This window comes from Bradyrhizobium sp. AZCC 1678 (genome assembly GCF_036924765.1).
GTDB classification, from domain to species: domain Bacteria; phylum Pseudomonadota; class Alphaproteobacteria; order Rhizobiales; family Xanthobacteraceae; genus Bradyrhizobium; species Bradyrhizobium algeriense.
In genome coordinates this window covers 7,870,338-7,892,352 of record NZ_JAZHSE010000001.1, presented here as the reverse complement: position 1 = coordinate 7,892,352, position 22,015 = coordinate 7,870,338, and the positions used below count along the sequence as shown (strand labels likewise).

The window sequence follows — 22,015 nt, the reverse complement described above, 5'->3', positions numbered from 1 at the left end:
GGCAAGCAAATCCATCCGCCCCGGCGATTTTCTAGCCTGCTCCCGCGACCGCGTCACGTCTCTCGTGCTCGAACTTCGTCGATAAGTGCCGCCGTATGCGACGATGTCGCATGCAACTCGGATCGCGGAATATCTGCGACGTCAGGGCTTGCTCTGCACGGAGGCGAGCAGCCATTGCCGGAAGGCCGCGAGTTTGGGCGGGTCGGTTCGCCCCGTGGGCGAGACCAGATAAAAACCGGCGTCGACCGGAAATGCGATGTTGAAGGGAACGACCAGCCGTCCCTTGGCGATGTCCTCCTGCACATAAGCGGTGCGACCCATGGCGACGCCGAGGCCATCGATCGCGGCCTGCACCGTCATGAAGATCATGTCGAAGGTCAGGCCCGGCTGTTTCGAGAAATCGGCCGGGAACCCGGCCGCCGTCAACCACAGCCGCCAGTCGTCGCTATTCGCGTTGCTGGTATGCAGCAGCACGTGATCCCGGAGGTCTTCGGGGCATTTCAGCGGCTTGTTGCCCTTGAGCAGCGCCGGGCTGCACACCGGGAAAAGCTCGTCCGCCATCAGCCAGTCGGCGCGAACGCCAGGCCACTGGCCGCGGCCGTAGCGGATCGCGGCATCGACCTTGTCGCGCTGGAAGTCGACCAGGTTGATCGAGGTCGTGATGCGAACGTCGATCCCTGGTTGCGATTCCTGAAAAGCCGTGAGGCGCGGCAGCAGCCATTTGGCGGCCAGCGAGGCCAACGTCGACACCGTCAGCACATGGTCGTCATCTTTGCGCAGCAGGCGATCGGTCGCGAGCCGGAGATCGTTGAACGCGGCGCGAATGCCGGGAAGGTACTCTTGCGCTTCCGCCGTCAGCGTCAGCGAGCGGTTCTGGCGGATAAAGAGGCGAACGCCGAGCTCTTCCTCCAGCCGCTTGATCTGGTGGCTGATCGCGGTCTGCGTGACGTTCAGCTCGGAGGCCGCCTGGGTAAAACTCAAATGTCGGGCCGCGGCCTCAAACGCCCGCAATCCATTCAGCGACGGCAGCCTGGAGGTCATTCCGTGATCTCCAAATACATGAGTTTATATCATCCGAAACGGTACAAAGTGTCGTTTGTGAATGGCTCAGATAGGACAGATATTCGCAGCAGCAGATTACTATAGGAGTTGAGAATGTCCACTTACACGCATGAATCGATGATAAATCATCATGGTACGGGCTTTTTGACCCAGGTGGCCGAAACCCTCAATCTCTGGCGGCAGCGCTACCGGTCGCGTCGCGAACTGGCCCAGTGGTCCGAGCGGGAACTGCACGACATCGGCATCTCCTGGAGCGACATCGCCTACGAGGCCGAAAAGCCGTTCTGGCGGGCTTAGATGGCAGCCAGGCTGGCGTCGCCTGATCACGGGGACGCCGGCCAATTTTCCTGAGCTCCGCGGGAGCGACCCATGAGCACGATGCGCCTCGACGATCTCACGCAATATTCCGACGTGCTGCGTTCGCGGCGCGGCGAGGCTGTGACCGTGCGCTTCGTCGAGCCGCGCGATGCGGGGGCGCTGCAGAACTATTTCCGCGCGCTGACGACGCGCTCCCGCTACAACCGTTTCCTCGGCGCGGCCAGCGAACTGCCGCCATCGCTGCTCGAGGATTTCATCCATATTGGCGAAGCCGACCGGTTCAGCGTGGTCGCGACCATGATGGTCGAGGGCCGCGAGACCATCGTCGGCGAAGCGCGCTATGCCTTCGACAGCGAGACCGCCGCGATCGAATTCGGTCTGTCGATCGATGACCGCTGGCAGGGCCATGGCATCGGCAAGGCGCTGTTGAAGAATCTGGAATGCCGCGCGGCTTCATTCGGTGCCGCGCGCGTGTTCGGCGACACGCTGCGCTCCAACGACGCGATGATCGCGCTCGCCCGCAAGGCCGGCTACGCCTTCACCAATACCCCCGGCGACTGGAAGCTGACGCGCTTCCAGAAGCAGATCCATGTCGAACCGCAGGAAATCCCATGCGCCAGTTGGCGGCTTGCCGCCGTCTCTCCCAGCGCAATGTCCTCGCTTGCGGTTTGACGACTGAGCCCGGTTCTGGCCGTACCAGAACCGGGCTATTTTCTCCCGACAGCGCCACGGCGTTGATAATCCCCATGTCCCGGTCTAGCCTCCGCCTCGCCGATGTGAGGGCCCGGTCATAACAGTCGATGCTGGTTTCGTGCGACAGATTTTCGCCGGTCTCGAGCAGGGCGATGGCGCGGGCTTTTTCACCCACGTCGCCGACGACGTCGATTGGACCGTAATGGGAACGCATCCGCTCGCCGGGCGCTATTTGTCGAAAGCCGATTTCATCGCCGGCACCTTCGCCAAGCTCGGCCAGGTGTTGCCGAACGGGGCGCAGTTGCACGTCGATAACCTGATCGTGCAGGATGATGTCGCCATCGTCGAACTGCATTCCGAAGCGACCGCGAAGAACGGCTTTCGCTTCGACAATCATTATTGCTGGATATGCTATTTCAGCAATGAGACCATCGTGCGTGTCCGCGCCTATCTCGACTCGGTGATGGTGGCGCGGCTGTTTGAAGAGAATCCGATCGAGATCTCGTAGCCCGGATTGCGCTCCGCTTCATCCCGGCTACGGCAACGCTCAACTTCCCCTGAACACCGGCTTGCGCTTGTCGATGAAGGCCTGCACGGCCTCCTTGTGATCGGCTGTCACCTGTGCCCGGATCATGCGCTCGGCCTCATGATCGCGCGCTGTGGCGAAATCGAACATCAAGGCTTCGTCCAGATTATCCTTCATGTAGCGGATCGCGATCGTCGGCCCTTCGGCGATCGATTTAGCGAGCGCGAAGGCCTCCGCGTGCAGCCTGTCGTCGGGGACCACGCGGTTCACCAAGCCGATCGCCTCGCACCTGGCCGCATCGACCCTGTCGCAAGTGAACATCAATTCCCGTGCCCGCGAAGTGCCGACCAATCGTGTCAGGAGCCAGGCGATGCCATAATCGCCGCTCAGACCCACCCTGAGGTAGCCGGTGGAAAGGAATGCCGATTGCGCGGCGATTCGCATGTCGCAGGCCATCGCCAGAGCGAGCCCGGCGCCGACCGCGGGGCCGGGCAGGGCCGCAATGGTCGGCTTGCGCACCGAGACCAGCGCGCCGGTCAGGAGACGCTGTCGCTCCTGCAGATCGGCGACCCGCTCGTCATGGGACATTGCGAGCTTCGTCTTGTCGCGATTCGCCCCCATGCCCTTGACATTGCCGCCGGCGCAGAACGCCGTGCCGGCGCCGGTCAGCAGCAACACGCCGACATCGGGATTCTCACCGCAGGCCTTGATCATGCTGCGCAAGGCCGGGGTCAGATTATCCGACATCGCGTTGCGCGCCTCGGGGCGGTTCAGCGTGATGATGGCGACGCGGTCGCGGATCACGCAGAGCAGTTCGTCGGTGCCGGTATCGATTTTGGTTTCGGTGGTCATGGTTCCCCCAGTTGTTGTTATTTCTCATTTCGAGGAGTCGTAGGGTGGGCAAGCGTAGCGTGCCCACCTTCTATCGGCCGGACGCGATGGTAAATGGTGGGCACGCTTCGCTTTGCCCACCTCTACGGTCTTCAAAACTTCTCCACCCACGGCCGCAATTCGACTTCCCAGGTCCAGGCGCTACGCGGTTGCTGCAGTACGTTCCAGTAGCTCAATGCAATCGCGTCGGGATCGAGCATCGAGTCCGGCCGGTCGGCCGGCTCGCTACGCGCCGCGCTGCGGATGCCGCCATCGATGACGAAATGGGCGACATGGATGCCCTGCGGCGACAATTCGCGCGCCATGCTCTGGGCGAGCCCGCGTAGCGCGAACTTGCCCATCGCAAACGGCGCCGATTGCGGATAGCCCTTGACGCTCGCGGAGGCGCCGGTGAACAGGATCGCGCCGTGCTTGTTCGGCAGCATACGGAGCGCCGCCTGCTGCGCCACCAGGAAGCCGCCGAAACCGGAAACCGCAATTGCCTGCGCGACATCTGCGGGCACCAGGTCGGTGAAAGCGCCGCGCGCCCGTCCGCTGGCGTTATAGACGACGATATCGGGCGTACCGATCTCACGCTCGACCATGCCAAAGAGACGCTCGACCTCCTCGGCTTCGGTGGCATTGCAGGCAAAGGCGCGGGCGCCGGTCTCGGTGCAGAGCGCGCCGAGCTTCTCTATCTTGCGCGCGGCGAGCGCAACCTTGATGCCTTCGCGGGCGAACAGCCGCGCCAGCGATGCGCTCAATCCTTCGCCGACGCCGACGATCAGGGCAATCTTGTATTTTGGCAATTCCATGGGCGCGGTCCTCCGATGGTCGGGACTTAGTATCTAGGAACCCGATTCCGCCTGGCAATCGTCCGCCATGGGGAGGCCCTCCAATTATGCTTGTTGACGGCACGTCCGCCTGCGTTATCGGTAGTTGACCAACATCGGGCGAAACGAACAAGGGCTAAAAATGCATCCACTCATGCACGACCGTGCATCAGCGTCAGCCAATCAGCCGGGATTGCTCGCGCCCGACACGACGGGGATGAATTTCTACCGGGCCGATCCGGCGCTGACGGATCTGCTTCGCTTGCATCTCCCCGATGCACTGTTCCGCCATATCGAGCCGCATCTCGATCGCCTCGGCGAGCTGGCCGGCGGCTATCTCGACGAATGCGCGCGGCTCGCCGACCGCCACACGCCGGTGCTGCACCAGCGCGACAAGTTCGGCCGCGATACGCAGTACATCGAATATCACCCGGCCTATCGCGAGCTGGAAAAAGCCGCGTTCGGCGAGTTCGGCATTCACGCGCTGTCGATCCGCAAGGGCATCATGGGCTGGCCGGACAAATACCCTGTCGTGGCCAAGCACGCCTTCACGTTCCTGTTCAATCAGACCGAGTTCGGCATGGGCTGCCCGATCAACGTCACCGACGGCTGCGCCAAACTGCTCAACAATTTCGGCAGCGAAGCGCTAAAGGCGAAGTATCTGGACGGCCTGACCCAGACTGACATGAGCAAACTCACCCAGGGCGGCCAGTTCATGACCGAGAAGGAGGGCGGCTCCGACGTCGGCACGCTGACGACGAAAGCCGTGCAGGAAGGGGACCACTGGCGGCTCTATGGTGAAAAGTGGTTCTGCTCCAATGCCGATGCCAAGGTGGTGATGCTGTTGGCGCGCCCCGAAGGCGCGGGCCCCGGCACGCGCGGCGTCGGCCTGTTCCTGATGCCGCGCTTCCTCGACGACGGCTCGCAAAATCACTACCGGATCGTGCGCCTGAAGGACAAGCTCGGCACCCGCTCGATGGCCTCGGGCGAGATCAAGTTCGAGGGCGCGATTGCGTATGCGGTCGGCAAGCTCGACCGCGGCTTCGTGCAGATGGCCGAGATGGTCAATTCGTCCAGGCTCTCCAACGGCGTCAAGTCGACCGCGCTGATGCGGCGCGCGCATCATGACGCGATGACGGTGGCGAAGAACCGCGTGGTATTCGGCCAGCGCATCATCGACTTGCCGCTGGCACGCCGGCAATTGATGAAGATCATGCTGCCGACCGAACAGGCGCTGTCGATGAGTTTTCTCACGGCAGATGCGCTCGATCGGGCGGAGGCCGGCAGCCAGGATGCGGCGGCGCTGCTGCGGATCCTGACGCCGACCTTGAAATTCCGCGCGACGCGCGATGCGCGAAAGGTCTGCGGCGATGCGTTGGAGATGCGCGGCGGTATTGGCTATATCGAGGAATTTGCGACTGCGCGGCTGCTGCGTGATGCCCATCTCGGATCGATCTGGGAAGGCACCGGCAACATCGTCGCGATCGATGCGCTGACGCGCGCGGTCGGTCGTCACGGTGCCGATGCGGCGTTGGCGGCGGACCTGCACGCCCGTCTCGACGACAGCGCCAACGTGCCGCAGGCCTGGCGCGACCGCCTGCGGGACTTGACCGACCGCGCCGTCGGCTTCGCGCGCGAAGTGGCCAGCCGGAGCGACAATGAGGGCGATGCGCGGCGCGCCACCAGCCTGCTCTATCATGTTGCCAGCGCGGTCGCGCTGGCCTGGGAGGGCGGTCGCATCCACGAAATGCGCGGCGATGCCAGGCGGCTATTGCTGTCGCGCATGGTGATCGACCACCGCGTTGCGGCGGGCGACCCGTTCCGGCTTGCGGAAAACGCGACCCAGCGCGCCATCACCGATCATTTGCTCGGCGAGCGCAACGTCGGCATGGCCGAGGTTGGCGAATTGCTGGTCGCGGCGTAGGCTGCCGTTAGTTCTGGTTCAAAAAACATAAATTACAGGGAGTACCCGATGAAGGCCGCCGTTCTGCATGAAGTCAACCAGCCGCTGGTGATCGAGGATGTCAGCGTACCGAACCCCGGCCCGCGCGAAGTCCTGATCCGCACTCGCGTCGCCGGCCTCTGTCATTCCGACCTGCATTTCATGGAGGGTCTGTATCCGCATCCGCTGCCGGCCGTGCTTGGCCATGAATCCGCCGGCGTCGTCGAAAAGGTCGGCTCCGACGTCACCTACGTAAAACCCGGCGATCACGTCGTCACCTGTCTGTCAGTGTTCTGCGGCACCTGCGACAACTGCACCACCGGCCGCACGGTGCTCTGCACCGACACGACAGTGAAGATGCTGCCCGGCCAGTCCAACCGGCTGTCCTGGGCGCGTGATGAGAAGCTCCATCAGTTCCTCAACCTCTCGTCCTTCGCCGAGCAGATGCTGGTGCACGAAAACGCCATCGTGAAAATCCGCAAGGACATGCCGCTGGAGTTTGCGGCGCTGATCGGCTGCGGCGTCATCACCGGCTACGGCGCGGTGGTGAACACGGCCAAGGTTCAGGCCGGCGAAACGGTCGCGGTGATCGGTTGCGGCGGTGTCGGCATGGCGGCGATCAATGGGGCTGCGATCGCGGGCGCCGGCCGCATCATCGCGATCGATACCAACCCGGCCAAGCTGCAGTTGGCCACCAAGCTCGGCGCCACCGACATCGTCGACCCTGCAAGGGGCGACGTGGTGCAGCAGGTGCGCGAACTCACCGGTGGCGGCGTGCATCACTCCTTCGAGGTGCTGGGCCGCAAGGAAACCGCGGAGCAGTCCTTTGCGATGCTGGCAGCCGGCGGCACCGCGACCATCGTCGGTATGATCCCGTTCGGCCAGAAGATCGAGCTGCACGGTTTCGACTTCCTCAGGGAGCGCCGGATCCAGGGCTCGTCGATGGGCTCCAACCATTTCCGCGTCGACATGCCCCGCCTCGTCGAGTTCTACATGCGCGGCAAGCTGCATCTGGAAGACTGGATCTCGGCCAAGCTGAAGCTCTCCGAGATCAACGAGGGCTTTGCCAACATGAAGGCCGGCAAGACGCTGCGCAGCGTGATCATGTTTGATGCGTGAGATAGATCGAGCTCGTCATGCCCGGGCTTGACCCGGGCATCCATCGATCTTCACAAGAAGCCTTCCTTCGACGTGGATGGATTGCCGGGTCAAGCCCGGCAATGACGGCGTTGGCCTACCGCGACACGTGCGCCGAGACGGCGAGCCACTTCCCGTTCTGTTTCGCCCAGCAATCGGTGTAGCGGCCGTGGGCCTGCTGGCCGTCCGCGGTCGTATAGCTGGTGGCGGCGTGGATGATGGCGAAATCGCCGAGCACGCGGATTTTCACGTCGTGTGCCGTAAGGTCCCTGATCGTCACCGGGATCGCGGTCTGCTTCAGGAACGCCGCGCGGTCGACCAGCGACTTGTCGGGATTCGAGCAATAGAAGTCCGCTGCAAGAATTTCATCGAAGCGTTTGACATCGGAATTCTGCACGGACGCGACATAGTCGTGGTTGAGCTCTGTCAGCTCGGCGAGGTCGTTGTTCATGATTTCCTCGGTCCTTGTTCGTCAATGTAGAGCGGCCATCACGCTGTTCTCGGCGAGCGTTTGATCACGAAGCGGACGAGCGAACCAAGCACGTAACCCGCAAGCGAGAAGGCGAGTGGCGGCAAGAGCGCCTTGAGATCAAAGATGGTTTGAGACAGGAATTGTTCAAGCGGCGGTGGCGCCAGCAGAAGATCCAAGTTCAGGAAGACAAGCGGCGATATCACGAGCAGCGCCAAACGGAGCCGGTGTTTGGCAAAGATGCATAGTGCTGCAACGATAACGGCCGTGGCGCTGAACAGGCCATAGGCAATCTCAAAGCCGAGAGCGTGGCGGATGTTGAAAGCAGTGGCCAGCAACAGGCCCCAAACAAGGCCGGCGATCAGAAGCGCGGCGTCGTCGATGCTCCGGAAAAGCGGCAGATACCCCAGTGCCAGGAATGCCAGGATCGACAGGGCGGGCGACAGGCCGCGACAAATGTGCCATGCATCAGCCCCCACAAGTGGAATGTTGGCCAGCCGAGCGCGGCATAGGCATAGCCAAGCGGCCACATCAGCAGGAAGCCGGCAACGACGGCGATGACGCTTTGAATGAAAGTCCGCATGGCGCTTTCAACGATACCGCTTCACCCTCATGGCGAGGAGGCGCACTTGCGCGCAACTCGCCGGCACGAGGGGTCTCTAATCATCAAACATTGGCGGCGGCTTGAACCCGCCGAATTCGCGCTCGATCAGTTCCGCCAGCTTGAGCGGCGTGCGGTCCTCCAGCGAGGGCCCGACGATCTGCACGCCGACCGGCAGTCCATCCGGCGAAAAGCCAGTCGGGATCGCTGTCGACGGCAGGCCGGGCAAGGTGGCGATGCCGGGCCAGGAAAGCTGGTCGGGATAGATGTAATCCTTACCGTCGATCCTGATGCGGCGTTTTTCCTGGTCATCGGAGTGATCGTGCGGATAGGCCGGCGTCGGCATCAGCGGGCAGATTACGGCATCATAGGTCTTGAACAGTTCGCGCCATTGCGCGCGCAGCCGGGAGCGTCCGCCATCGGCCATCAACCAGTCGCGGTGGCTGAGCGTAATGCCGCGCAGGCGCTCGGCGGCGAGGCTTATGTCCTCGGCGGGCAGCGACGCGGCGGCCGCCAGCGCGCCGGTGTAGGCTTCGGGCGCAAAGGAAGCCGCAAGGAACGACATCAGCATCCGCATGTAGAGCCGGCTCGATACTGCGAAATCAGGCAGCAGCGGACTGGCGCGGTCGACCTTGACGCCGGCCCTGGCGAGATCTGCGGCAAGTGCTTCCAGCGTTCCGCGCACCACACTGTCGGTCGGCATGACCGGATCGCTGTCGATCAAGAGCACGCGGAAGTTCTTCATCTCCGTGTGACGCGCCGGTGGCAGCGTGAGGCTATAGGCCTTGCCGGATTCGAGCGGATCGGGCCCTGCGATCACGTCGAGCAGCAGCGACAAATCGGCCACGCAACGCGCCATCGGCCCGATCACGCTGAGATCGCGCGTGGACGGCAGCGGCGGCAGGGGTGGCGGCGTGTGGCCGCGCATGGCGACGAGGTCAAAGGTCGGCTTATGCGCGTAGATGCCGCAATGAAACGCCGGCACGCGCAAGGAGCCGCCGATGTCGGAGCCGAGCGACAGCGCGCCATAGCCCGCCGCGAGCGCCGCCGACGAGCCGCCGGAAGAACCGCCCGGCGTGCGGCCGAGATCGAACGGGTTGTTGGTGGTGCCGTAGATGTCGTTGTAGCTCTGCCAGTCGCCGAGCCCGAGCGGCACGTTGGTCTTGCCGAGGATCACGCCGCCGGCGTCCTTGACGCGGGTGATCGGCAGCGCGTCCTCGGTCGGCGTGAAATCCTTCTGCGCCGGAGTGCCCCAGGTCGTCGGCAGCCCCGCAATGTTGAAGGACTCCTTCACCGTCATCGGGATGCCGAGCAGCGGCTTCTTCACCCCGCGGGCTAGTTCCGCATCGGCAGCCCGCGCGGCGGCAAGGCCGCGCTCGAAATCACGGACGCAAATCGCATTGATCTTGGCATCGTGCCGCTCGATCCGGCCGATCGCGTCCTCTGCCAATTCGACCGCTGAGACTTTCCTGTCAGCAAGCGCAGATGACAATTCGACGGCGGTCTTGAAACTCCATTGCGATTTGGCCAAGGCGTACTCCCGATCTGTCCTTCGATGCGGCGCGGATGATGCTCAGTTTGCGCCAACGCCGCAAGAGCAATGGCTGTACAGCGGCAGAACGGTCACGTTGCTATGCTCTTGGCGGCAGCACCGTTTGCGCGCTAGTCTTCCGCTCAACGAAAAATGAAAACAGTGCGGGAGGCTCCGATGAGATTTGCGCGGATGAAATTCGCAAAATTCATGCGCCGGGTCGGCGCCATCAAGCACGAGCCTGCTTCGTGGAAGGACATGTTCTTCCCCGAGATCAGCGGGCTCAACGGCAGTTGATGCCACTCGTCCGGAATGTCTGCGAACCAAAATCAACGGGCAGAGGAAACCATGCCACCCAGCGCGAGCCGGAAATTTCCCGTGTTGTCCACTAAGCGGCTGACCTTGCGGGCCGCGGCGCCAAAGGACGTCCCTGCGTTTCGGGCGTTATTGTCGGTCCCCGACGTAACGCGTTTTTCCAATTGGCCCGACGCGCCGTCCACGACGCAGGTCGAACGTTTCGTGCGCTGGATGTCCAAGGTCCACGGCTCCGGCAAGGGGTGTGCCTGGATCATCGAGATCAGCGGCTCAAAGGCGCTGGCCGGCGCGATCCGCTTCAACAGTTTCGAGAAGAAATGGCGCTGCGGCCAAATCGGCTACGAGTTGCATCCGGATTATTGGGGCAGGGGCCTGATGACGGAGGCGGTGCGGGCCGTGGTCGCGTGCGGACATGAGACCTTCAGGCTCAATCGTATCGATGCCTGGACGATGCCCGGTAATGCCGCGTCCGACCGCGTGCTGGAAAAGTCAGGCTTTCAGTATGAAGGCACGTTGCGGCAAAAGGCATGGTTCAAGGGCGCGTTCCATGATTTTCGAATGTTCGGCCGGATCGCGGGAGACGCCGTGAGTGCGAACTGAGACGCCGGCTACGCCGTCCCGATCAATATCCCGACCGCGAGCACGATGGCGCCGCCGAGCACGATCTGGAACACCGCCTGAAGGAAAGGCGTGTCCATGTATCGCGCGCGGATAAAGGCGATCGCCCACAATTCAAAGAACACGATGATGCAGGCGATCACGGTCGCGATCCAGAATGCGTTCGGCCAGGGGTCGGGAACGAGATAGGGCAGGGTGTGGCCGATACCGCCCAGCGTCGTCATCAACCCGCAGGTGATGCCGCGCAGCCATGGCGAGCCGCGCCCCGTCAGCGAGCCATCATCCGAGAGCGCTTCGGCAAAGCCCATGCTGATGCCGGCGCCGATCGAGGCGGCCAGTCCCACCAGAAACGTCTGCCAGTTCTGATGCGTGGCAAAGGCGGCGGCGAACAGTGGCGCCAGCGTCGAGACCGAGCCGTCCATCAATCCGGCCAACCCCGGCTGCACATATTGCAGCACGAACATACGCCGGCGCGTCTTGTCTTCCTCGGCGCGCACATCCGGGCTGAGGATCTCGCCGGTCAGCTTCACTGCGAGCTTCTCGTGGCCCCTTTCTTCCTCGGCGAGGTCGCCGAGCAAGCGGCGCACGCCGACATCGTCGGCCTGCTCTGCGGCCTTGATGTAGAATTGCTCGGCCTGGAGTTCCATCGTCTCGACTTCCTTGCGGATGGTGTCGAGCGACAGGTTCTTGGTCAGCCAGATCGGGCGGCGCCTCAGGAAGCCCTTGACGTCCTCGCGGCGGATCGGCGGCAGATGCGCGCCAAAGCGCTGTTCGTACAGTTCCAGCAGCCGATGGCGGTGGCCGCGTTCCTCCTCGGCCATCTCCTCGAACACCTTGGCCGAATCCGGATAGCGTTCCGCGAGGTCTTCCGCGAACGTCATGTAGATGCGGCTGTCCTCCTCCTCGGAAGAGATCGCGACAGCCAGCACTTCGCGTTCGGTCAGATCGGCGAAATTCTTCACGGGACAGCGCCTTTTTCTTAATTTAGAATAATTCTAATATTAGCTGTCGCCGCGGTCAATTGCTGGGCCTGGCCTGGTTCGCCTTCGTCTAAGCGTTCGCCGTCGTCCCTCGCAAGAATTGCACCAGCAACCAGCTCACTTCGTTAGCCTGCTCCTGCTGCACCCAGTGGCCCGCGCCATCGACGAGATGGCTGCCGATCATGTTGGTGCAGGCCTTCTGCATGGCCTCGTACACGCCGGGACGCTGATAGGTGCCCCAGTCCTGCTTGCCCGAGATGAAGGCAGAGCGCACGTCGATGGTGCGGCCCGACCAGGTCTGCAGTTCCGGCAAAAACGCGCCCGAGGTGCCGCAGCGATACCATTGCAGCCCGCCCTGGAAACCGTTGCGTTCGTACTCGGCGCTGTAGAAGGCAAGCTCGCTATCGGGCAACCATTTATTCGCGGCGATCTCTTCCGCTGACGGCATCTCTTCCGCAACCGTCGCGGCCATGTCCTTGGCGAGGTCCATCACATAATAGGTCGGCAGTTTTGCGATTTCGCCCGCCGACCATGACTTCAGCGGATAGGGCTGGTTGTCTTTCCAGTCCGCGCTCTTGTGGTGGTAATAGGCGCGCAGGAAATCATGCACGCCCTGCGGCGCGTGGCGCATGTCGTCGTTCGCCTCGCGCGTCGAGTAGTACCATTGGTAATGTTTTCGCGGGCGCGGCAGCGCCGCGAGGTCGCGGTGAATGGGATCATCGGCGGGCTTGGCTGGTTCGTTCGCGGTGTTGAAGGGCAGCGCCGGCGGTCCGCCGAACGGCGCGCTCATCATGACGACCGAGCGAAACACGTCGGGCCGGATCAGCGCGCACCAGGCGGCGACCGAAGAGCCGAAATCATGCCCGATCACGGCGTCAACGCTGCGATAGCCGAACGCCGACACCAGCCCGAGCGTGTCGCGCACCAGATTGGTGAGCCGGAACGAGGCGAGATCGCCGTCGTAATCCGGGTCCCATCCGGTGGTGCGGCCATAGCCGCGCTGGTCCGGCGCGATCACGTGATAGCCGGCTTCTGCGAGAACGGGCATCACCTTGCGCCAGGAGAAGGCGAGTTCAGGGAAGCCATGCAGCAACAGCACGCAGGGCCGGCCACGCGTCTCGAAACCGGCTTCGAGCACGTGCATGCGCAGGCCGTTGATGTTGTCGACGTATCGGGAGCGGATGGTTGACGGGAGCGGGATCTCGGGAAGGGTGGGCATTGTTCGCGCCTTTCTTCCCCTCTCCCCCTTGTGGGAGAGGGTGGATCGAATGAGCGTAAGCTCATTTGAGACGGGTGAGGGGTCTGTCTCCGCGGATAGAGACCCCTCATCCGCCTTGCCTTCGGCAAGGCACCTTCTCCCACAAGGGGAGAAGGGAAGAAAGTGCCGCGTGCTTTGGCCGGATGCGTAGGGTGAGCAAAAGCGTAAGCGTGCCCACCATCAGGTGTAGGCGAGCAGATGATGGGTACGGCGCTTAGCGCCTCTGCCCACCCTGCGATTCCCGCGCTACCCCTTCGCCGCCGGCTTCGGCCAGTACTTGTCGCGCAGATGCCGCTTCACCAGTTTCCCGGTCGGCGTCCGCGGCAACTCCGCCTCGAAGTGGATGCTTTTCGGGCATTTGATCGGCGACAAATGCTTGCGGCAGAACACGATCAGTTCGGCCTCGAGCTCCTTGCCGGCTTTTGCCATGTCGTGCGGCTGCACCACGGCCTTGACCTCTTCGCCCATTTCCTCGTTCGGCACGCCGAACACCGCGACGTCGGAGACGGCGGGATGGGTGATCAGGACGTCCTCGGTCTCCTGCGGGTAGATGTTCACGCCGCCCGAGATGATCATGTAGCTCTTGCGGTCGGTGAGGTAGAGAAAACCTTCCGCGTCGAGATAGCCGACGTCGCCGAGCGTCGACCAGCCTTTTTCATTGTAGGCCTTCTTCGTCTTCTCGGGATCGTTGTGGTAGGCGAAGGCAGGCGCATCGGCGAAATAGACCGTGCCGATTTCGCCCACGGGACGCTCCTCGTCGTTCTCGTCCAAAATCTTCACCTTGCCGACCACGGCGCGGCCGACGGTGCCGCGGTGCGTCAGCCATTGCTGCGAGGTCGAGACGGTGACGCCGTTGCCTTCGGAGCCGGCGTAATACTCGATCAGGATCGGTCCCCACCACTCGATCATTTTTGCCTTCACGTCGACCGGGCAGGGGGCCGCGGCGTGAATCGCGCCTTTCAGCGAGGAAACATTGTAGCGCGTGCGCACCTCGTCCGGCAGCTTCAGCATGCGCACGAACATGGTCGGCACCAGCTGCGACTGCGTGGCCTTGTATTTCTCGACCAGTTTTAGAAATTCCTCGGCGTCGAAATGCTCCATGATGATGGAGGTGCCGCCGAGCGTGATCGCCATCATGTTGAAGCGCAAGGGGGCTGCGTGATAGAGCGGCGCCGGCGACAGATAGATGCTGTCGGACGACATGCCGCACATGTCGGCGCAGAGAATTTTCAGGAGCGGGTTCGGCACGTCGATCGCCTTGCCCTCGAACTCCTTCTTGATGCCCTTGGGCCGCCCGGTGGTGCCGGACGAATACAGCATGTCGTAGCCCGCCAGCTCATCCGCAATCGGCATGGCCGGCTGCGCGGCGGCTTCCCTGTCAAAGGAACGGAAGCCCGGCTCGGGCTCATCCATCATGTAGAGCAGCGGTCCATCAGGCTGGCCAACGAGGCCCCTGACCTGGTCGGCGCATTTCGGCGTGGTGATGAAGACTTTTGCGCCGCAGTCTTTCACGATGTAGGCGATTTCGTCCTGCGTCAGATAGCGGCTGACCGCGGTGTAGTAGAGACCTGCGCGCTGCGCCGCCCAGCAGATTTCCATGAAGGCGAGGCGGTTTTCCATCAGGAGTGCAATGTGGTCGCCGGCCCTAAGCCCAAGCGAACGAAACAGTTGCGCGCCCTGGTTCGAGAGCTCGTCGAGTTCACGATAGGTGATCGCCTTGCCGGTCGTCGCCATCTGATAGGCGATCTTGTTCGGATAGGTGCGGGCGTGGACGGAGGGATGGGTCATGGGTGTTTCCTCAATAAGAAAATGGCGAGCAGGAAGCGCACTCCCTGCTCGCCAGTCGCCAAACGCTTTTCTTGTTTTTAAAGCCGCTCGACGATCGTCACATTCGCCATGCCGCCGCCTTCGCACATGGTCTGCAAGCCGTAACGCTTGTTGTTCTGCTTGAGGGCATTGACCAGCGTGGTCATCAGCTTGGTGCCGGAGCCGCCGAGCGGATGGCCGAGCGCGATCGCGCCGCCATTGATGTTGAGCCGTTCCGGATCGGCGCCTGTCGTCTTCAGCCATGCCACCGGCACGGCGGCGAAGGCCTCGTTGACCTCGAACAGGTCGACGTCGTTGATCGACATGCCGGCCTTCTCCAGCGCCCGCTTGGTGGCGTGCAGCGGCGCATCCAGCATGATCACGGGATCGCCGCCCATCATGGTCATGTGATGGATGCGCGCCAGCGGCTTCACCCCGAGAGATTTGAGGCCCTTCTCGTTGACCACCATGACGCCGGAGGCGCCGTCGCAGATCTGGCTGGCGCTGGCGGCGGTGTGCTTGCCGTTCTCGGCGATCAGCTTGACGCCCTTGATGCCGTCGAGGCTGGCGTCGAACCGGATACCTTCGTCGATATGATGGGTGTCGGTCGTATTGTCGGCGCGGGTGATCTGCAGCGGAATGATTTCTTCCTTGAACTTGCCGCCTTGAGTCGCGGCAATCGCGCGCTGGTGGCTGTTGTAGGAGTATTCGTCGAGCTGGTCCTTCGAGAGGCCGTACTTCTCCGCCATCATTTCCGCGCCGGTGAACTGGCTGAACACGATGTTCGGATATTTCTGCTCGATGCCCGGGCTCTTGTAATGGCCAAAACCGTTCTTGGCGGGCAGCTGCGAGGCGAGGCCCATCGGCACCCGCGTCATCGATTCCACGCCTGCGGCGATCACAATGTCCATCGAGCCGGCCATCACCGCCTGCGCCGCGAAATGCAGCGCCTGCTGCGAGGAGCCGCACTGGCGGTCGACCGAGGTGGCGGGCACGCTCTCGGGAAGTTTCGAGGCCATCACCGCGTTGCGGGCGATGTTGTTGGACTGCTCGCCGGCCTGCATCACGCAGCCCATGATGACGTCTTCGATCTGGGCGGGATCGACGCCGGAGCGATCGACCAGCGAATTCAGTACCGAAGCGGCGAGATCGGCCGGATGCCAGCCTGCGAGACGTCCCCCCTTGCGGCCACCCGCGGTACGCGCGGCGGCGACGATATAGGCCTCGGCCATGTCTGTTCTCCCTGATGTTTATGGATGGCGTTTGAAAGTTGGGCCGGATTTAAGGGGCGCTGCGGGATTTAGTCAATCAATCAATTAACTCTTGAGTGCAGGCGCGGCATGCGCTTATGTGCGGCCCGGATTTCCGGACCAGGCGGCGATGGCATCGCAGTTGAATACCAGCATACCGACCAGGCCTCAGGGCGGTAAAAACAGCACCGCCGAGAAGCTGCTTGTCGCGGCGAGCGAACTGATGATCGAGCGCGCCTCGATCGAGGTGTCGCTGTCCGACATCGCGCAGAAGTCGGGCGTCAACGCCGCGCTGGTGAAATACCATTTCGGCAACAAAGACGGGCTGTTACTGGCGCTGCTGGCGCGCGACGCCGCGACCGAGATGTCGGGGCTCGAATATCTCATCAGCCAGCCGATATCGCCGACCGCAAAACTCAAGCTGCATATCGGCGGCATCATCCGCGCCTATTATCAGTTCCCGTATATGAACCGGCTGATCCACTACCTGCTGCACGAAAGCAGCACGGAAGCGGCCGACGAGGTATCGAAGTTTTTCGTGGCGCCGCTCCTGGAATTCCAGCGGCGGCTGCTTGCGGAGGGCATCAAGGCCGGCGAGTTTCGCAACATCGATCCGGTGATGTTCTACACCAGCCTGGTTGGCGCCTGCGATCACCTGTTCTTCGGCCGCCACGCGATGTCGCGGGCGACCGGTGTCGGCCCCGTCACCGACGAGGTCTGCCGCGAATATATCAAGCATATGGAAGCGCTGATCTGCGGCGGGATGCTGAACGGGAAAGAAAAAGGTGCCGCCGCCGGATAACGATCGCGACACTCAGTAGCCTACGAATCCAGATAAGAAACTCCCAAGGAAAGGTTGTTACAATGCAGTTGCAAGACGTTGCCGTTCTCATCACCGGCGGTGGCTCCGGCCTCGGCGCCGCGACCGCCCGCGCCATGGCCGCCAAGGGCGCGAAAATCGGCGTCATCGACCAGAACAAGGAAAACGCCGAAAAGGTCGCCGCCGAAGTGAAGGGCGTTGCCCTTCATGCCGACGTGACTGACGAAGAGGCGATCAAGGCGGCGATTGCCAAGGCCGAAGCCGCCCACGGCATTGCGCGCGTGCTGATGAACTGCGCCGGCATCGGCGGCTCGCAGCGCACCGTCGGCAAGGACGGCGTCTATCCGCTGGCGAAGTTTGTCCGCATCATCAATGTCAATCTGATCGGTACCTTCAACGTGCTGCGCCTGTTCGCTGAGCGCCTCGCGACCGCGCCGCCGGTCGGCGAAGAACGCGGCGTCGCCATCAACACGGCTTCGGTGGCGGCTTATGAAGGCCAGATCGGCCAGATCGCCTATTCGGCGTCGAAGGGCGGCGTCGTCGGTCTCACGCTCCCGGCCGCGCGCGATCTCGCCAGCCTCAAGATCCGCGTCAACACCATCGCGCCCGGCCTGTTCCTGACGCCGCTCTTGATGGGCCTGAACGAGGAGGCCCGCAAGAGCCTTGGCGCCCAGGTGCCGCATCCGGCCCGCCTCGGCGACGCCGCCGAATACGGCGCGCTCGCGGTCCACATCGTCGAGAACCCGATGCTCAACGGCGAAACCATCCGTCTCGACGGCGCCATCCGCATGGCGCCAAGGTAGTTGCTCTTCCCTTCTGCCCTTGTGGGAGAAGGTGGCGCGGACGCAGTCCGCGACGGATGAGGGGTTCTCTCGGCTGGCAACCCCTCACCGCAGTGAATGCACGGCTGATGGCGGTGTAGCCCTCTCCCACAAGGGGAGAGGGCGCAGCAACTGGCACCGCGTTCGCGGATGCAGGAGTACGACGTGACTCAACCGCTGCTGATCGAACATCATGACGGGGTCGATTGGGTCAAACTCAATCGCCCGGACAGCCTGAACGCGCTCGATCCCTCGCTGATCGATGCGCTGAACGCCTACTTCGAAGGCCTGCAGCGCAATCGTTCCACCCGCGTCGTGGTGATCAAAGGCGCCGGCGCATCGTTCTGCGCCGGGCTCGACCTCAAACATGCGATGAAGCGCCGCGCCGGCCAGCAGGAGCCGCCCGGCGTGACCGAATCGCTGGACTCGCAGCGGCGCATTGCCGACATCGTGATGCTGATGCGGCGCTGTCCGCAGCCGATCATCGCGCTGATCCAGGGTGCGGCGGCCGGCGGTGGCTTTGCGCTGGCGCTCGCTGCCGATATCCGGATCGCGACCAGATCCGCGCGGATGAACTGCGCCTTCATCAAGCTCGGTCTTGGCGGCTGCGACATCGGCACCTCCTATTTCTTGCCGCGCCTGGTCGGCGTCTCGGTCGCCTCCGAATTGATTCTTACCGGTCGCTTCATCGGCGCCGAACGCGCGCTTGCGGTGGGGCTTGTCTCCGAAGTCGTAGAGGAAGGCGGCCTTGACGCAGCGGCCGAGCCCTATGTCGACGCGATGATGACGGCTTCGCCGGTGGGTCTAAGACTGTCCAAGGAATGCCTCAACATGAGCGTCGATGCCGGCTCGATCGAAGCCGTGATCGCGATGGAAGACCGCAATCAGGTGTTGTGCAGCCGTTCGGAAGATTTCAACGAAGGCATCAGGGCCTTTCTCGAAAAGCGAAAGCCTGTCTATATCAAGCGATGACGACAAGATCCGCAAAGGACTGAATTCCGGGAGACGCAATATGAGTGGGAGTGCAGCCGCAGTGCTGACAAAACCGGCCTTTCGCAAGATCGAGTGGCTGGCGCGCGACATCGCGGTCGAGCATCGTCCCGATGGCGTCATCATCCTGAAGTCGCGCATCCCGCTGCAGCCTTACGAGAAGCATATCCCGGCGTCGCTTTCGAAATGGGCGAAGCAGGCGCCCGAGCGCATCTGGCTGGCGCAACGCGGCGACGCGGACCGGCAATGGCGGAAAGTCTCCTACGGCGAAGCCAAGCGCATCGTCGACGGGCTGACGCAGGGCCTGCTCAATCTCGGTCTCGAAGACCAGCCCGTTGCGATCCTGTCCGGCAATTCGATCGAGCACGCGCTGATGACGCAGGCCGCGATGCAGGCGCGCTCTCCCGCAGCGCCGGTGTCGCCGGCCTATTCGCTGATGAGCCATGATCATCTCAAGCTCAAATACCTCTTCGACCTGATCAGGCCTGCGGTCGTGATGGTGCAGGACGGGCCGACCTTTGAGAAGGCCTTGAAGGCGCTCGACCTGACCGGCGTCACCGTCGTTCACGTCGCGCGACCCTGCGACGGTATCAAGAGCGTGTCCTTTGCCGATCTCGCCGCAACGCCGGTGACCAAAGCGGTCGAGGAGTCGATTGCAAAGATCACGCCCAAAACCGTCGGCAAGCTGCTGTTCACCTCGGGTTCGACCGGCATGCCGAAGGCCGTCATCAACACGCAGGAGATGATGTGCGCCAATGCGGCGATGATGATGCAGGTGCGCCCGCGCGATCCCAACGGGCCGATCGCGACCGTGCTGGACTGGATGCCGTGGAATCATACCATGGGCGGCAATGCCGCGTTCCATCCGATCCTGGTCGATGGCGGCACGCTCTATATCGACGACGGCCGGCCGATGCCGGGCCAGCTCGAGGAGACCATCCGAAACCTCCGCGAAGTGTCTCCGACCTATTATGCCAACGTGCCCGCCGGATACGCGGCGCTGGCGGCCGCGATGGAAAAGGACGACGCGCTGTGCCGCAGCTTCTTCAAGAACCTGAGCATCATGGCCTATGGCGGCGCACGGCTGCCTGATGATCTCTACGACCGCATGCAGGCGCTGGCGGTGAAGACCACCGGCGAGCGCATCGTGTTCTATACGGGGTGGGGCTCGACCGAGACCGCGCCGACCTCGACCGGCACCTATTGGGACACCGAGCGCGTCGGCCTGATCGGCCTGCCGTTCCCCGGCGTCGAGCTGAAGATGGTGCCGTGCGGTTCGAAGTACGAGTTGCGCCTGCGCGGCGTCAACGTCACGCCGGGCTATTTCGGCCAGCCTGATTTGACGAAGAAGATGTTCGACGAGGAGGGGTTCTATTGCATCGGCGATGCCGGCGTGTTCGTCGATGACAACGATCCGCTGCAGGGCATCATCTTCGCCGGCCGCGTGGTCGAGGATTTCAAGCTGACAACCGGCACCTTCGTCCATGTCGGCTCGCTGCGGACCGATGCGATCGCTGCCGCCACGCCTGTTGTGCACGACGCACTGGTGGCTGGGCAGGACCGGGAATTCATCGGGCTGTTGGCCTGGCCCAATCTGCACGCCTGCCGGCAGATCGTCCGCAGTCCCGATGCGACGTTTGAAGACGTGGTCAAGCATCCCGAAGTGATCGCCTGCCTGAAGCGCGGGCTGGAAGCGCACAACGCGGCCGCCACCGGCAGCAGCATGCGGATCGCGCGCGCCATGCTGATGGTCGAGCCGCCTTCGATCGACGGTAACGAACTCACCGACAAGGGCTACATCAACCAGCGCGCCGGCCTCGAGCGCCGCGCCGCGCTGGTGGAGAAGCTTTACGCCGAGAAGCCGAGAGAGGACGTGATCATTTTGAACTGACCGTAGGATGGGTAGAGCGCAGCGAAACCCATCAACCGCAACCAAACAATGATGGGTATCGCTTCGCTCCACCCATCCTATGAGCCACCATCAACGCGAGTAACCCGCCATGAACTTCGATTTCTCCGACGAACAAAAACAGATGCGCGACGAGGCGAGGAAGTTCCTCACTGAGAAGTGCCCGCCGAAAGCGGTGCGCGAGGTGCTCGACGGCAAGGCGCCGTATGACAAGGCCCTGTGGCAGGGGCTCGCCGAGATGGGCTTCCTCGGCGTCGCGATCCCGGAAGAATTCGGCGGCGCGGGCGCCGGCCATCTCGAGCTCTGCGTGATCGCGGAAGAAATGGGCCGCGCCAATGCGCCGGTGCCGTTCTCCTCCACCGTCTATCTCGCAGCCGAGGCGCTGCTGCTGGCTGGCTCCGACGCGCAGAAGCAGAAATGGCTGCCGAAGATTGCGAGCGGCGAAGCGATCGGCACGCTGGCGCTGTTCGAGGGCAAGGGCAATCCGTCGCCGAAGGCGATCAAGCTGCAGGCCTCCGGCGGCACGCTCAGTGGCGTGAAGAAAACCGGTGCCGGATGGCGCGATTGCCGATTTCGCCGTGGTCGCCGCGCGTACCGGTTCGACGGGCCGCGATTCCGATATCTCGCTGTTCCTGGTCGACCTGAAGGCCGGCGGCGTCGAAGCCAAATCGCTGACCAATGTCGATCCGACCCGAGGCCAGGCCGAACTCACCTTCAAGAACACCAAGGCCGAGCCGCTCGGTGCCGCCGGTGACGGCTGGAGCATTTTGACCCAGGTGCTCGACCGCGCGGCAGTGCTGCTGGCGTTCGAACAGGTCGGCGGCTCCGATCGCGCGCTCGAAATGGGCCGCGACTATGCGCTGGATCGTATCGCGTTCGGCCGGCCGATCGGTTCGTTCCAGGCGGTGAAGCACATCCTCGCCGACATGTATGTCTCGGCGACGCTGGCGCGCTCGAACTGCTACTACGGCGCCTGGGCGCTCTCGACCAACGCATCGGAATTGCCGGAAGCAGCCGCCGCTGCGCGTATCAGCGCGACGCAGGCGTTCCAGCACTGCTCCAAGAACAACATCCAGGTTCATGGCGGCATGGGTTTCACCTGGGAGTTCGACTGCCACATGTACTACCGCCGCGCCAACACGACCGCGCTGACGCTCGGCAGCCTGTCGTACTGGGAAGATCAACTGATCGACCGCATGCGCAAGAAGAACGCGGCGTAGGGTATCACCGCCGTTGTCGTCCCCGCGAAAAGCGGGGACCCATACG

At 63.1% G+C, this 22,015-nt stretch carries 20 protein-coding genes and 1 pseudogene; 11 read left to right on the top strand and 10 right to left on the bottom strand.

The window, feature by feature from the left end; all coding sequences use genetic code 11:
- Positions 1-141 precede the first annotated feature (141 nt).
- Entirely contained in the window at positions 142-1,041 is a 900-nt protein-coding gene (locus V1294_RS37650) for a transcriptional regulator GcvA (RefSeq protein WP_334504367.1), read from the bottom strand.
- 114 nt (positions 1,042-1,155) lie between these two features.
- Here V1294_RS37650 and V1294_RS37645 point away from each other — a divergent pair, with 114 nt between their 5' ends.
- The 3 genes from V1294_RS37645 to V1294_RS37635 all read left to right on the top strand — a co-directional run bounded on the left by V1294_RS37645 (position 1,156) and on the right by V1294_RS37635 (position 2,581).
- Positions 1,156-1,359: a DUF1127 domain-containing protein gene (locus tag V1294_RS37645; protein WP_334486116.1), complete on the top strand. Its 204-nt coding sequence runs from the start codon at positions 1,156-1,158 to the stop codon at positions 1,357-1,359.
- Between the two features lie 72 nt (positions 1,360-1,431).
- Positions 1,432-2,052: a GNAT family N-acetyltransferase gene (locus V1294_RS37640; RefSeq protein WP_334504365.1), complete on the top strand. Its 621-nt coding sequence runs from the start codon at positions 1,432-1,434 to the stop codon at positions 2,050-2,052.
- A gap of 139 nt (positions 2,053-2,191) precedes the next feature.
- Positions 2,192-2,581 (top strand): nuclear transport factor 2 family protein, encoded by a 390-nt coding sequence (locus tag V1294_RS37635; protein ID WP_334504363.1) that lies wholly within the window; start codon positions 2,192-2,194, stop codon positions 2,579-2,581.
- A 39-nt stretch (positions 2,582-2,620) separates the two neighbouring features.
- Here the strand turns inward: V1294_RS37635 and V1294_RS37630 are convergent, their stop codons facing one another.
- A complete protein-coding gene (locus tag V1294_RS37630) occupies positions 2,621-3,451 on the bottom strand; it encodes an enoyl-CoA hydratase (RefSeq protein WP_334504361.1) in 831 nt (276 codons plus the stop codon).
- 131 nt (positions 3,452-3,582) lie between these two features.
- Positions 3,583-4,284, bottom strand: coding sequence for an SDR family NAD(P)-dependent oxidoreductase (locus V1294_RS37625; protein WP_334504359.1), 702 nt, complete (start codon positions 4,282-4,284; stop codon positions 3,583-3,585).
- A gap of 160 nt (positions 4,285-4,444) precedes the next feature.
- On the opposite strand from V1294_RS37625, the gene V1294_RS37620 reads away from it, so the two are divergent.
- A complete protein-coding gene (locus V1294_RS37620; RefSeq protein WP_334504357.1) occupies positions 4,445-6,226 on the top strand; it encodes an acyl-CoA dehydrogenase family protein in 1,782 nt (593 codons plus the stop codon).
- A gap of 48 nt (positions 6,227-6,274) precedes the next feature.
- On the top strand, positions 6,275-7,363 hold the full coding sequence (locus tag V1294_RS37615; RefSeq protein WP_334504355.1) for a Zn-dependent alcohol dehydrogenase: 1,089 nt from the start codon (positions 6,275-6,277) through the stop codon (positions 7,361-7,363).
- Positions 7,364-7,478: 115 nt separating this feature from the next.
- Here V1294_RS37615 and V1294_RS37610 read toward each other — a convergent pair whose 3' ends face one another.
- The 3 genes from V1294_RS37610 to V1294_RS37600 all read right to left on the bottom strand — a co-directional run bounded on the left by V1294_RS37610 (position 7,479) and on the right by V1294_RS37600 (position 9,982).
- On the bottom strand, positions 7,479-7,832 hold the full coding sequence (locus V1294_RS37610) for a nuclear transport factor 2 family protein (RefSeq protein WP_334504354.1): 354 nt from the start codon (positions 7,830-7,832) through the stop codon (positions 7,479-7,481).
- Between the two features lie 38 nt (positions 7,833-7,870).
- On the bottom strand, positions 7,871-8,329 hold the full coding sequence (locus tag V1294_RS37605) for a hypothetical protein (protein ID WP_334504353.1): 459 nt from the start codon (positions 8,327-8,329) through the stop codon (positions 7,871-7,873).
- Positions 8,330-8,509: 180 nt separating this feature from the next.
- Positions 8,510-9,982, bottom strand: coding sequence for an amidase (locus V1294_RS37600; protein ID WP_334504351.1), 1,473 nt, complete (start codon positions 9,980-9,982; stop codon positions 8,510-8,512).
- Positions 9,983-10,360: 378 nt separating this feature from the next.
- Here V1294_RS37600 and V1294_RS37595 point away from each other — a divergent pair, with 378 nt between their 5' ends.
- The gene (locus V1294_RS37595) at positions 10,361-10,897 is read left to right on the top strand and encodes a GNAT family N-acetyltransferase (RefSeq protein WP_334486091.1); all 537 of its coding nucleotides are present in this window, start codon (positions 10,361-10,363) and stop codon (positions 10,895-10,897) included.
- A gap of 8 nt (positions 10,898-10,905) precedes the next feature.
- Here V1294_RS37595 and mbfA read toward each other — a convergent pair whose 3' ends face one another.
- The 4 genes from mbfA to V1294_RS37575 all read right to left on the bottom strand — a co-directional run bounded on the left by mbfA (position 10,906) and on the right by V1294_RS37575 (position 16,191).
- Entirely contained in the window at positions 10,906-11,877 is a 972-nt protein-coding gene (gene mbfA / locus V1294_RS37590) for an iron exporter MbfA (protein ID WP_334486088.1), read from the bottom strand.
- An 88-nt stretch (positions 11,878-11,965) separates the two neighbouring features.
- Complete coding sequence (locus tag V1294_RS37585; protein ID WP_334504349.1) at positions 11,966-13,114, bottom strand: alpha/beta fold hydrolase; 1,149 nt, start codon at positions 13,112-13,114, stop codon at positions 11,966-11,968.
- A gap of 285 nt (positions 13,115-13,399) precedes the next feature.
- Positions 13,400-14,941, bottom strand: coding sequence for an acyl-CoA synthetase (locus V1294_RS37580; protein ID WP_334504348.1), 1,542 nt, complete (start codon positions 14,939-14,941; stop codon positions 13,400-13,402).
- 77 nt (positions 14,942-15,018) lie between these two features.
- A complete protein-coding gene (locus V1294_RS37575; RefSeq protein WP_334504346.1) occupies positions 15,019-16,191 on the bottom strand; it encodes an acetyl-CoA C-acetyltransferase in 1,173 nt (390 codons plus the stop codon).
- Positions 16,192-16,339: 148 nt separating this feature from the next.
- Here V1294_RS37575 and V1294_RS37570 point away from each other — a divergent pair, with 148 nt between their 5' ends.
- From V1294_RS37570 to V1294_RS37550, 5 genes and pseudogenes are all read left to right on the top strand, one after another.
- Complete coding sequence (locus tag V1294_RS37570) at positions 16,340-17,011, top strand: TetR family transcriptional regulator (protein WP_334504343.1); 672 nt, start codon at positions 16,340-16,342, stop codon at positions 17,009-17,011.
- A 62-nt stretch (positions 17,012-17,073) separates the two neighbouring features.
- Positions 17,074-17,832 (top strand): SDR family NAD(P)-dependent oxidoreductase, encoded by a 759-nt coding sequence (locus V1294_RS37565; protein ID WP_334504341.1) that lies wholly within the window; start codon positions 17,074-17,076, stop codon positions 17,830-17,832.
- A gap of 183 nt (positions 17,833-18,015) precedes the next feature.
- A complete protein-coding gene (locus V1294_RS37560; protein WP_334504339.1) occupies positions 18,016-18,822 on the top strand; it encodes an enoyl-CoA hydratase/isomerase family protein in 807 nt (268 codons plus the stop codon).
- A 40-nt stretch (positions 18,823-18,862) separates the two neighbouring features.
- Positions 18,863-20,731, top strand: coding sequence for an AMP-binding protein (locus V1294_RS37555; protein ID WP_334504337.1), 1,869 nt, complete (start codon positions 18,863-18,865; stop codon positions 20,729-20,731).
- Between the two features lie 109 nt (positions 20,732-20,840).
- Positions 20,841-21,969: pseudogene (locus tag V1294_RS37550) on the top strand (acyl-CoA dehydrogenase family protein).
- The last annotated feature ends 46 nt before the right edge of the window (positions 21,970-22,015 follow it).